This window comes from Nocardiopsis lucentensis DSM 44048 (genome assembly GCF_000341125.1).
GTDB classification, from domain to species: domain Bacteria; phylum Actinomycetota; class Actinomycetes; order Streptosporangiales; family Streptosporangiaceae; genus Nocardiopsis; species Nocardiopsis lucentensis.
Map to the genome: position 1 here is coordinate 1 of NZ_ANBC01000232.1, position 11,006 is coordinate 11,006.

An 11,006-nucleotide genomic window follows, 5' to 3' on the forward strand; every position below is an offset into this window, starting at 1 on the left:
GGTAGCCGGGGCCGTGCGGGGCGGGCCCGTGGCCCGGGAAGGGTGTCGTCGGGCCGTGGCCGTGCTGCGGTGGACCCGTGTACGGTCCCGTGGGACGGGGGCCGGTGTCGGGTACCGGGTNGGGCGCCGCTGGGGTGGCCCGCCGGTCCGGGCACGGCCGCACCCGGACCGACGGCCGGAGCCGGACCCGTACCAGGGGTCGCGGCGGTCCCGGTGCCACCACCGACCGCTCCCGAGGGCCGCGCACCGGTACCCCCGGCGCCGCGGTCGCGCAGCAGGGCCAGGGCCTCGTCCGCGCTCAGCCGCCGCTTCGGGTCCCTCTCCAGGAGCCCGGAGATGACCGGCTCCAGCCACCCGGCGCGCGTCATCGGCGGAAGTGGCGCGGAGATCACCGCGGCGATCGCGGCCGTGATGCTGTCACGGCGGAACGGCGAGGCGCCCTCCACCGCGGCGAACAGGGTCACGCCGATGCTCCACAGGTCGCCCCGGTGCTCGGCGGGGCCGCCCTCCAGACGCTCCGGCGGCATGTACTCGGGCGAGCCGATGAGGGCCCCGGTACGGGTGATGCTCGGTCCGCCCTCCATCGTGGCGATACCGAAGTCCGTGAGGAGGACCCGGCCGTCCGCGGCCATCATGATGTTGCCGGGCTTGATGTCGCGGTGCAGGACTCCGGCCTCGTCGGCCGCCCGCACCGCCTGGAGGAGCGACTCGGCGATCGTCGCCACGGTGTCCGTGTCCAACGGGCCGCGCTCGGCGAGCAGGTCCGCCAGTGACCCGCCCTCGACGAGCTCCATGACCACCCACGGGTCACCCTCGAAGACCAACACGTCGTGGATGGTGATCACGGTGGAGTGGCGGACCCGTGCCGCGGACTGGGCCTCGCGGCGGACCCGCGCGTGCGCGTCCTTACGCTCCGACTCGGTGAAGTGGTCGGGGAGGAGCACCTGTTTGATGGCGACGACACGGTCCAGGGACGGGTCGAAGGCCTCCCAGACGACGCCCATCCCGCCGCGGCCGAGTTCACGGCGGAGGACGTATCGGTCCGCGACGATGCGCTCACGGTCGCTGTTGCTCGACATGTATCGCCCTCTCGGCGGGCTCAGTGCGGGTGGTCTGACACGAATGTCGGATGGCACCCGGAGCGAAAAGGTTCCTGGGGAGGGGAGGGAACCACGCCCGGTACGGCGCTCCTGACCCCGGGAGGAGGGGAGCCCCACCGAAGTGGGGCGCCCCTCCGCCGAGACCCCGTGCCTACTGGGGCGCGTTGGTCATCTTCAGGACGTCGAGGGCGGAGTCGAGCTGCTCCTCGGTGAGCTTGCCGTCCTCGACGTAGCCGCGCTCGATGACCACCTGGCGGATGGTCTTGCGCTCGGCCAGCGACTGCTTGGCGACCTTCGCGGCCTCCTCGTAGCCGATGTAGCGGTTGAGCGGGGTGACGATCGAGGGGGAGGACTCCGCGTAGGTGCGGCACCGCCCCTCGTCGGCCTCGATCCCCGCGACGCAGCGGTCCGCGAACACACGCGAGACGTTGGCCAGCAGGCGGATCGACTCCAGCACGTTGCGGGCGATCATCGGCAGCTGGACGTTGAGCTCGAAGTTGCCGCTCGCGCCGCCGAACGCCACCGCCGCGTCGTTTCCGACGACCTGCGAGGAGACCTGGAGCATGGCCTCGCACAGGACCGGGTTGACCTTGCCAGGCATGATCGACGAACCCGGCTGCAGGTCGGGGAGACGGATCTCGGACAGACCGGTGGTCGGACCCGAGCCCATCCAGCGGATGTCGTTGGCGATCTTGCAGTAGGCCACGGCGATCGTCCGCAGCTGGCCGGACAGCTCGACCAGCCCGTCCCGGGCGCCCTGCGCCTCGAAGTGGTCGCGGGCCTCGGTCAGCGGGAGGCCGGTGTTCGCGGCGATCTCGGCGATGACGCGCGCGGCGAACCCGTCCGGGGTGTTGATGCCGGTACCGACGGCGGTGCCGCCCAGGGGCAGCTCGGCCACACGCGGCAGGACGGCCTCCAGGCGCTCGACGCCGTAGCGCACCTGGGCGGCGAATCCGGCGAACTCCTGGCCCAGGGTGACCGGGGTGGCGTCCATGAGGTGGGTGCGGCCGCTCTTGACGACGGACGCGAACTCGACCGACTTGCGGGTGAGCTCCCCCTCCAGGTGCCGCAGCGCCGGGATCAGGTCGTTCTGGACGGCCGAGGTGGCGGCGATGTGGATGGAGGAAGGGAAGACGTCGTTGGAGGACTGCGACGCGTTGACGTGGTCGTTGGGGTGCACGTCCAGGCCGGTGCGCTCCTTGGCGAGCGTGGCCACGACCTCGTTGGTGTTCATGTTGCTGGAGGTACCGGACCCCGTCTGGAACACGTCGATCGGGAACTCGCCGTTCCACGCGCCCTCGGCGACCTCCAGGGCCGCGTCGCGGATGGCCTTGCCGAAGTCGTCGCTGATGACGCCGAGCTCCGCGTTGACCTTGGCGGCGGCGGCCTTGATCTGACCGAGCGCGGCGATGTGGGCGCCCTCCAGGCCCTGGCCCGAGATCGGGAAGTTCTCGACCGCGCGCTGCGTCTGGGCCCGCCACTTGGCCTTGGCGGGAACCCTGACCTCACCCATCGAGTCGTGCTCGACGCGGAACTCACTCATTGCAACCCATCCCTCCTGGGAAAATCTGTGAGTCACAGCCTGCCAGACGCGCGACCTGGGCCGGCCACTCACCCTGAGTTGACGGTGTTGCGCGCGTCATGCCGGGATCCGCGCCGGACTCAGGCGCCGATTCCACGCCGGGGCGGGCGTCGCCGCCACCCCAGGAGCCGACGCCGCCTCGGGGCCCGCACCCGGACGGAGCCCAGCAGGCTGAAGCCGTCGATCTCCAGGACGGGAGGGTGGGACAGGGGGGAGGGGCGGGCCGTCGTCGTGCGTCGGCCGAGGAAGGACCAGCCGCGCACGCGCACCTCGACGCCCTCGGGGACGTCGATCTCGACGCGGCCCAGGACGGCGGTCACCGTCATCCGGTGGTGGTTGCGCAGCAGCAGGGCCTCGCGCATGTCCACGTCGACGTGTCCGGCGAGGGCGGCCACATGCTCACCGGGGACCGCCACCCAGCGGCCGCGGCGGCTGAGCGTGCCGAACAGGGCGAGGGCGGGCTGGGGCTCCAGACGGACGGGCTGCTGGTCGGCGGGGAGGAGGTCGGCGGTCAGTCCGGGGAGCTCACCGAGGGTCCGCGCCTCCTGGGCGCGCCCGCTGCGCTCCTCGAACTCCTCCAGGTCGAGGCGCCCGTCGACGGCGGCGTCGCGCAGCACCCTCAGGACCCGCTCCCGGTCGCGGTCGGAGGCACGGAGCCGGGCGGGGGACACTTCCTCACTCACACCGCCCCAGCGTAGATGAGCCGGACACCGGGCGGGACCCCGCCCGCCGGGCCCGCCCCGTGGGCGGCCCGGCGGACGGGGGCGGGACACGCGCGCCCGTCACACACGCCCTACAGGCGGAGGAGGGCCCGTCGCGGAACGGATCCGTCCGCCAGGGGACGGACCGCGAGCCGGACCAGGGCGCGGGCGTTGTCGTCCCCCGCCACGCGGTTGGCGCTGAGCTCCCCGCAACGGACGCAGCGGTGGACGAGCAGCCACTCCCCGTCCGGCCGCGTGGCCAGGCTCAGCGCGGCCATCCGCCCCCGGCAGTCGGCACGGCGGTCGCCGGGGACCCGTCCGTCCACGTGCAGACTGGTCAGGCAGTGCGGGCAGTGGTTGCGGTGCGCGGTGCCCGGGGCGTCGACCGGGACCTGGAGTCCGCACCCCGCGCAGCGGAACGCCCCGGCCCGGCCGGACTCGCCGTGCGCGTGCGTCACGGACTTGCGCCGTTGCGGACGGCGCCCGTGGGTGGAGTTGCGTCGACCCACGGTCACACCTCCCCGAACAGGTCGAGCGGGAAGGGCGGGTCGGCGAGCGGACGTACGGCGATCCGCATGAGCACGAGGTGGTTGTCGTCCGTGGAGACGGTGCTCTCGGACATCTCATCGCACAACGTGCACCGGTGGACGAGCAGCCACGCGCCGCCGCGCGGGACCGCGATCGAGATCGGCGCCATGCGCCCGCCGCAGCGGGAGGCGCCGCCGTCCGTCTGGTCGACGACGTGCCTGGAGCTCAGGCAGCTCGGACAGTGGTCGCGCGGACCGCCGTCGGGATCGAGGGCGGACACGGTGAGGCCGCAGCGCACACAGGTGAACGCGGAGGCGCTGAGGGTGGAATCGGGTTCGGTGGTGGACACCCGGGAACTCCTTGCTGGACGGTTCGGAACATCAGCAGGAGGAGCGCCGAGCGGTTCTCGACGGCGGGGTCGGGCCCGGTCAGACAGCCGAACGGGGTCGGGGAGTCGGGCCGCCCGTACGTGTGTGAGGCGCGCTCGGCGCGGTCCGGGCCATACTCACCGTTCCTCGTCATCCCGTCGGGTCGCGGCCCGCGGGGTCGTCGTCATCACCAGGGGACGATCGTAGGATCCCCGGCCGGCCGCGGCAACGGATTTTCTCCGGCGGCGTGCGCCGCCGGTCGGCGTCCGGGCGGTCCGGAGCTCCGGCCGGGGTTGTCCACAGGTGGTGGAAAGCGCTGGATATCGGTGCCCGCCGATGCCTACGGTTGCCCCATGAGCACATCACTCCCCGGTCGCCGGGTGCCCGGAAGCGCCGCCATGAGCGGCCGGGACGCCCCGGCCGTGCCCGCCCTGCTCCTGCGCGGGGTCGTCAAACGCTTCGGTTCCCTCACCGCCGTGGACGGCCTGGACCTGGAGGTCCCCCAGGGCGTCGTCCTCGGACTCCTCGGCCCCAACGGAGCGGGCAAGTCCACCACCATGCGGATGCTCACCGCCCAGAGCCTGGCCGACGGGGGCGAGATCCGCATCCTCGGCCACGAGATCCCGGCCGAGTCCAAGTGGGCCCGCGCCCGCATGGGCGTCGTCCCCCAGCACGACAACCTCGACGAGGAACTCACCGTCGAGCAGAACCTGCGGATGTTCAGCTATCTGTACCGGGTCCCGCGCCGGCACCGGGCGGAGTCCATCGCCCGCGCCCTGCGCCTGGCCCAGCTCGTCGGCCGGGGCGACACCCGGGTCGACGACCTGTCCGGGGGGATGCGCCGCCGGCTGCTCATCGTCCGCGCCCTCTTGCACCGGCCCGAACTCGTCCTCATGGACGAGCCCACCGTCGGCCTCGACCCCCAGGTGCGCCAGGACCTGTGGGGCGTCATCTCCGCCCTGCGGGACCAGGGCGTCACCGTCCTGATGTCCACGCACTACATCGAGGAGGCCGAACGCCTCTCCGACGAGGTCGCCCTCATGGCCAGCGGCAGGGTGGTCGAGCGCGGCACCCCCGCGGACCTGGTGGCCAAGTACGCGGGGGCGATCGTGGAGGAGTACACGCCCGGCGCGGAGGGCGTCGACGCGCTCGAACGCCTCATCCACGACCAGGGCTTCACCACCCGCCGCACCGGCACCACCCTGTCCGTGCTGCGCGCTGAGGAGCTGCCCGACTCGCTGCGCGACCAGCTCGGCCAGCCCCAGAGCCGGGTCAGCAACCTGGAGGACGTGTTCGTGACCCTGACGGGAGAGACCTTCGAATGACCCTGGAACAGACCCGCGCGGACGCGCGCCCGGAGACGCACGCGCGGCCCGGACGGTTCGAGGTGGACGCGGTCATGGGCGTCGTCGCGCGTGAGTGGATCCTCTTTCGCGAGTCCTGGAGCTCGACCACCTTCGCCGCCGTGGTCGAACCCACCCTGTACCTGCTCGCCTTCGGCTTCGGTATGGGCGCCCTCGTCGGGACGCTCGCCGGATACGACTACATCGACTTCCTCGGCACCGGCATCGTGGCGGTGTCGGTCATGTTCCAGTCGATGATGCCCGGGGTCATCAACACCTTCATCAAACGCAAGTTCCAGCACACCTACGAGGGGATCCTCGCCGCCCCCGTGGACGTGCGCGAGGTGGTCACCGGCGAGGCCCTGTGGCTGGCGGTGCGCTCCGGAACCTACGGCTGCGTGCCGTTGCTCGTGTCGCTCTGCTTCGGACTCAGACCGGGGCCCTGGGCGTTGTTCGTGCCGCTCATCGCCTTCGTCGCGGGCTTCGCCTTCGCCCTGTTCGGGATCTGGATCTCGGCGGTGATCAGGTCGGTGCGGTCGATGGACTACGTGTTCAGCGGACTGTTCACACCGCTGTTCCTCATGGCGGGGACGTTCTTCCCGCTCACCGAGCTGCCCGCGTGGGTACAGGTGGGGGCCATGGCCAACCCGCTCTACCACGCGGTCGAACTCATCCGGGGCGCGGTGTTCGGGGACATCGCCCCGGGCGCCGTGCTCGTGCACGTCGCCGTGATGCTGGTGTTCATCGTGCTCATCTGGTTGCTCGCCGTACGCCAGCTCCGGCGCCGCGTCGTCAGCTGAGACACGGCGGACGGGACGCGTCCGTGGCCGGGTCGGCACGCGTTCCCGCCGGTGGGCCGGTCCGTCGGCGCGCGTCCGGGCGGCCGCGGGGAGGGGAGCGAGGGGCGGCGTCGGTGCCCGGGAACGCCGACGGCGCGGGAGGGGCTCCCTCCCGCGCCGTCCGATCGGCCCTCCTGGTCGGGGGCTACTCCCCGGCGCTGGGCGACCACCGCAGTTCGAGGCTGCTGCGGCGCCCCTCCTCGGTGACGCTCAGGGCAAGACCCACCGCGCCCCACTGGTCGGGGTTCGCGACGTCCTCCGCGGGCACCACCTGGCGCAGGTCGAAGAACCCGGCGAGGACCGCGTCGTCCATGTCCTGCATCGTCTGCTGGAACACCGGGTCGTCGGCCAGCGCCCCCGTCCCGCTGGTACCGCGCGAGACCAGCACGGTGTCACCGTCGCTGCTCACACCGGGCGGCGTGGAGTAGGCGTCGGAGAAGGCCCCGTCGATGAGGTCGCCGAGCACCTGCTCGTCGCCGCCCACGGCGCGGTACTCGAACGCGAAGTCGTCGCCGGAGCTGGCCCCGTAGGAAGAACCGAAGAAGGTGTCCGGGTCGATACTGGTGATACCGAACGCGGTCGAGGAACCGAGCAGGCCGCTGAAGCTCTCCGGCAGCGGCACGCCCAGGGAGTTGAACTCACGGTCGATCTCGGTGCGCTCACCGCTGCTCAACGGCAGCTGTTCGTTCTCGTAGGCCTCGGTCAGCGCCTGGTCCAGACCGTCGGCGCCCACCGCGATCACCGTGTCCTCGGGCAGGGTCCCCATGGCGTCCACGGCCGCCCCCGGGGTCTCCGACAGCCACGACAGGTCGGTCTGCTCGAACTCGAAGTCGAAGAAGTCCGTCCGCGCCTCCAGGTAGTCGCCGTCCACCCGCACGGACGCGGTCATCCGGCCGCTCAGGTCCTCGATCTCAGCGCCACCGGAGCCCATGGCGTACCCTTCCGCGTACCCCTCGGCGAACGCGTCGAGCTCCATCAGCGCGCCGCCGTCCGCCCACGCCGCGGCCAGGCTGCCGGAGGGGACGTCGGACATGTCGGAGGAGAACACGCCGTCGCGCTCCAGCGGACCGAACTCCTCCATCTGGTCCTGGAGGTCGTCCAGGCTGTCACCCGAGTCGGAGATGAGGACGAAGCCGTCCACGACCTCGTAGGCCATGCCGTCCTCGTCCAGGTCGGCGAAGGTCTCCTCGGCCAGCCGCTCGTCGGTCACCGCCAGCGCGAACGCGCCGTTCACCCCCTGGTCGTTGACGTCCGACGGCCAGACGGCGACACCCGCCCGCTGACCGATCCACTCCTCCACCTCGCTCTGCCGGGCGTCGGGGAAGGCCTCGGTGAAGCCCTCCGCGAAGGTCTCGGTCATGTCGCCGTCGGGCTCGCCCATCTCCTCGGTGATCTCGTCCGGGAGCCGGTCGACGAACTGGAGCAGCTCGATCGCCTGGGAACCGTCGATGGACAGGTCGATCTTGGCGAAGGCCGCCGCGCTCGCGGGCAGGACGGACTCGGGCTGCGGACCGCCGAAGTCGACCAGAGCGACCGTGGCCCAGACCGTGCTCGCCATGACCACGCCGGCGACGGCGATGGCCGACGGGATCAGCCAGCGGTTCCGCCTGCCGCCCGACGGCGGGAGCTGCCCGCCCGGGTACTGGCCTCCGGGCGGCGGGCCGCCCGGAGGTGGACCAGCGGGCATACCGCCGCCCGGGTACGGGGGCTGGCCGGGCACACCCCCCTGGGGAGGCGGGAAGCCCTGCGCGGGCTGCCCAGGCTGGTGCTGCTGCCACTGGGGCTGCTGCGGGGGCTCGGGGTAGGACATCGGACCTCCGATGAGGGGAAACTCGTTGTGCGACCGCACTGAGGGATCAGATGCGCGCGCACCCCGTCACGGTTCCATCGTCTTCGTGTTTGGTGTGTGACGGGTGATACACGGCCGCGGGGCCCGCCTGGGGTGGGGCGGGCCGGTGGGCGGGGCGGCGGGCGTCAGGGGGCGGACGTCAGGTCCACGCCGCTGTAGGCCGACAGCTTGCTCAACCGGTGCTCGCTGAGCACCTGGCGGACCGTACCACTCCGACCGCGCATGACGAGCGAGTCGGTGATGACGCGGGAGGCCTCGTAGCGCACCCCGCCGACGAGTTCGCCGTCGGTGATACCGGTGGCGGCGAAGAACACGTCGTCGGAGGAGACGAGGTCGTCGGTGAGCAGCACGCGGTCGAGGTCGTGACCGGCGTCCAGGGCCTTCTGGCGCTCCTGTTCGTCCTTCGGCCAGAGACGGCCCTGGATGACACCGCCCAGGCACTTCATCGCGCAGGCGGTGATGATGCCCTCCGGGGTGCCGCCGATGCCGAGCAGCAGGTCCACACCGGTTCCGGCGCGGGCCGCCATGATCGCGCCCGCCACGTCACCGTCGCGGATGAACTTGATGCGCGCGCCCGCGTCCCGCACGTCCTGGACGATCTGCTTGTGGCGGGGGCGGTCCAGGATGACCACCGTGACGTCCTGCGGGGCCTTGCCCTTGGCCCGGGCGACAGCGCGGATGTTGTCACCGACCGGGGCGGCGATGTCCACGGCGTCGGCGGCCTCGGGACCGGTGGCCAGCTTCTCCATGTAGAACACCGCGGACGGGTCGAACATGGTGTTGCGCGGGCTGGCCGCGATCACGGCGATCGCGTTGGGCATGCCCATGGCGGTGAGGGTGGTGCCGTCGATCGGGTCGACCGCGACGTCCCACTCCTGGCCGCCACCGTCGCCGACGCGCTCACCGTTGAAGAGCATGGGGGCCTCGTCCTTCTCGCCCTCACCGATGACCACGGTCCCGTTCATCGACACGGTGCTGATCATGTGCCGCATGCCGCGCACGGCCGCGCCGTCGGCACCGATCTTGTCGCCCTTGCCGACCCAGCGGGCGGCGGCCAGGGCGGCGGTCTCGGTGACGCGGACGAGCTCGAGCGCCAGGTTGCGGTCCGGGGTGGAGGAGGGCGCGGGCGAGCTGCTGGCCTGCGACATGGGATGACACCTTCCGTCAGGGATCGGGGCGGGGCTTTGCCCCTTAGGGTAGTCACCCGACGTGATCCGCGACTGCTGTGGGTGCGCTGGGCGTGACCGCCGCTCCCGCGGCGTGGCCGGTACCGTCTACTCTGGCGGGGTCCGGACTGGAGTGAGGGCAGGACAGTGGACAAGACGGACAAGCCCACGCGGGTGTCCCCCCGTGGAGCCGCCACCCGCAGCGCCCTGCTCAGGGCAGCGGCCCAGGTCTTTCGCACCGTCGGCTTCGCGAAGGCGGGGGTGAGCGAGGTCGTGGCCGTCGCGGGCGCCAGCGTCGGCAGCCTCTACCACCACTTCACGGGCAAGGCGGACCTCTACCTCGCCCTGTACGAGGAGTTCCAGCAGCGGCAGCAGGAACGCACCCACCAGGCGGTCGTCGACGCACGCGCGCGGGGTGAGAGCGATCCCACACGGCTGATGAACCTCGCCGCGCGCGCCTACCTCCTGGGCTGTATCGAGGAGAGGGACACGGCGCGGCTGTTCTTCAGCGGTGACGGCCCGCCCGGCTTCGACTACCAGCTGCGGGCCCGGCTCACGCAGTGGACCGACCGCAACGTGGCGCTGTTCCGCAAGGCCGACGAGCCGGTGGACGAGGCGCTGCTGATCGTGGTGAGCGGCGCGATGCTGCTCGCCGTCGCCGAGGTGGTGCGCCGTGACGACGCGGACGCGCGCCAGCTCGCCGACGACATCACCCGGCTGCTCACCAAACTGGAGCCGGAACACCGCGGGTGAGGCCCGGGGATCCGGGCAGTGTTTCTTGGGTCCTCCGCTGCGCTTCGGACCGTGTTCGGGCGCCCGAACGACACCCCCTCAGGTGACCGTTCCAAAAAACGGGTCCTAGACCCACCCCGGGTCGGAGAGCTCCCGGACCTGGGGCAAGCTTGATGGGGTCATGAGTGAGCACAGCCGGTCCAACGCGACCTTCGTCAACTACGCCATCTCGCTGGGGATCGTCGTGGGCATCCTCCTGGTGATGGCGTTCGTGGTCTCCACCCGTTCCGGGGAGCACATCCCGTCGGTGAACTACCGGCCGGACGCCGACGTCCTGCGCGAGGCGGCCGACTACCCGGTGACCCTTCCGGCGGAGGGGCTTTCCGAGCAGGGGTGGACGCCGACCAGTTCGACCCTCGACGTGACGGGCCCCGTCGAGTGGAGCGTCGGCTTCGCCACCGCCGCCGACAGCCACGCCCGGTTCATCCAGAGCGACGCCGACCCGGAGGCGGTCGTGTACGAGCACGCCCGCGGCGCCGAGGACGTCGGCACGGTCGTCGTGGGCGGACGCGAGTGGGACCACCACGAGTCGGCGGACTGGGGGGCGCTCGTCCTGTACGAGGAGGACGTGACCCTGGTCGTGGCGGGCAGCGCCGACCTGGACGAGCTCGCCCACCTGGCCGAGGGGCTGGAGACGGACGGGACCGCCGACACCGGGGCGGACTCTCAGGGCGACGCCGAGGGCGCCTCCGGGGGCGGCACGGAGGACGAGACCGCGTCGGCGGGGCCGGGGGACGG

11 protein-coding genes are annotated in these 11,006 nt (G+C 72.0%); 4 read left to right on the top strand and 7 right to left on the bottom strand.

Annotation, left to right across the window (positions count from 1 at the left end):
* The 5 genes from D471_RS33425 to D471_RS0107750 all read right to left on the bottom strand — a co-directional run.
* The coding region (locus D471_RS33425; protein ID WP_017598082.1) for a serine/threonine-protein kinase at nt 1-1,079 on the bottom strand (1,079 nt) is incomplete at its 3' end.
* A gap of 172 nt (nt 1,080-1,251) precedes the next feature.
* Nucleotides 1,252-2,643, bottom strand: coding sequence for a class II fumarate hydratase (locus D471_RS0107735; RefSeq protein WP_017598083.1), 1,392 nt, complete (start codon nt 2,641-2,643; stop codon nt 1,252-1,254).
* A gap of 119 nt (nt 2,644-2,762) precedes the next feature.
* A complete protein-coding gene (locus D471_RS0107740; RefSeq protein ID WP_017598084.1) occupies nt 2,763-3,353 on the bottom strand; it encodes a DUF1707 SHOCT-like domain-containing protein in 591 nt (196 codons plus the stop codon).
* A gap of 122 nt (nt 3,354-3,475) precedes the next feature.
* Entirely contained in the window at nt 3,476-3,898 is a 423-nt protein-coding gene (locus tag D471_RS0107745) for an RNHCP domain-containing protein (protein ID WP_017598085.1), read from the bottom strand.
* Nucleotides 3,895-4,260: an RNHCP domain-containing protein gene (locus D471_RS0107750; protein WP_017598086.1), complete on the bottom strand. Its 366-nt coding sequence runs from the start codon at nt 4,258-4,260 to the stop codon at nt 3,895-3,897. The genes D471_RS0107745 and D471_RS0107750 overlap by 4 nt, the downstream gene beginning before the upstream one ends.
* 417 nt (nt 4,261-4,677) lie before the next feature.
* On the opposite strand from D471_RS0107750, the gene D471_RS0107755 reads away from it, so the two are divergent.
* On the top strand, nt 4,678-5,604 hold the full coding sequence (locus D471_RS0107755; RefSeq protein ID WP_017598087.1) for an ABC transporter ATP-binding protein: 927 nt from the start codon (nt 4,678-4,680) through the stop codon (nt 5,602-5,604).
* A complete protein-coding gene (locus D471_RS0107760) occupies nt 5,601-6,422 on the top strand; it encodes an ABC transporter permease (protein ID WP_017598088.1) in 822 nt (273 codons plus the stop codon). The genes D471_RS0107755 and D471_RS0107760 overlap by 4 nt, the downstream gene beginning before the upstream one ends.
* Nucleotides 6,423-6,606: 184 nt before the next feature.
* Here the strand turns inward: D471_RS0107760 and D471_RS0107765 are convergent, their stop codons facing one another.
* Nucleotides 6,607-8,271 carry a hypothetical protein gene (locus tag D471_RS0107765; protein WP_026127513.1) on the bottom strand — a complete coding sequence of 555 codons (1,665 nt, stop codon included), beginning with the start codon at nt 8,269-8,271 and terminating at the stop codon, nt 6,607-6,609.
* A gap of 164 nt (nt 8,272-8,435) precedes the next feature.
* Nucleotides 8,436-9,458, bottom strand: a complete 1,023-nt coding sequence (glpX, locus tag D471_RS0107770) for a class II fructose-bisphosphatase (RefSeq protein WP_017598090.1) — start codon at nt 9,456-9,458, stop codon at nt 8,436-8,438.
* Nucleotides 9,459-9,623: 165 nt separating this feature from the next.
* Between glpX and D471_RS0107775 the strand changes: the two genes are divergently transcribed.
* Together D471_RS0107775 and D471_RS33430 are read left to right on the top strand one after the other, a co-directional pair.
* Nucleotides 9,624-10,229, top strand: coding sequence for a TetR/AcrR family transcriptional regulator (locus D471_RS0107775; RefSeq protein WP_017598091.1), 606 nt, complete (start codon nt 9,624-9,626; stop codon nt 10,227-10,229).
* A gap of 160 nt (nt 10,230-10,389) precedes the next feature.
* On the top strand, nt 10,390-11,006 hold a 617-nt coding region (locus D471_RS33430; protein ID WP_017598092.1), incomplete at its 3' end, for a DUF4245 domain-containing protein.

What these genes read in the sequence shown, in the direction of transcription:
- D471_RS0107735 (WP_017598083.1), bottom strand. Translation starts at nt 2,643, where the DNA reads ATGAGTGAGTTCCGCGTCGAGCACGACTCGATGGGTGAGGTCAGGGTT.
- D471_RS0107755 (WP_017598087.1), top strand. Translation starts at nt 4,678, where the DNA reads ATGAGCGGCCGGGACGCCCCGGCCGTGCCCGCCCTGCTCCTGCGCGGG.
- D471_RS0107760 (WP_017598088.1), top strand. Translation starts at nt 5,601, where the DNA reads ATGACCCTGGAACAGACCCGCGCGGACGCGCGCCCGGAGACGCACGCG.
- D471_RS0107765 (WP_026127513.1), bottom strand. Translation starts at nt 8,271, where the DNA reads ATGTCCTACCCCGAGCCCCCGCAGCAGCCCCAGTGGCAGCAGCACCAG.
- glpX (WP_017598090.1), bottom strand. Translation starts at nt 9,458, where the DNA reads ATGTCGCAGGCCAGCAGCTCGCCCGCGCCCTCCTCCACCCCGGACCGC.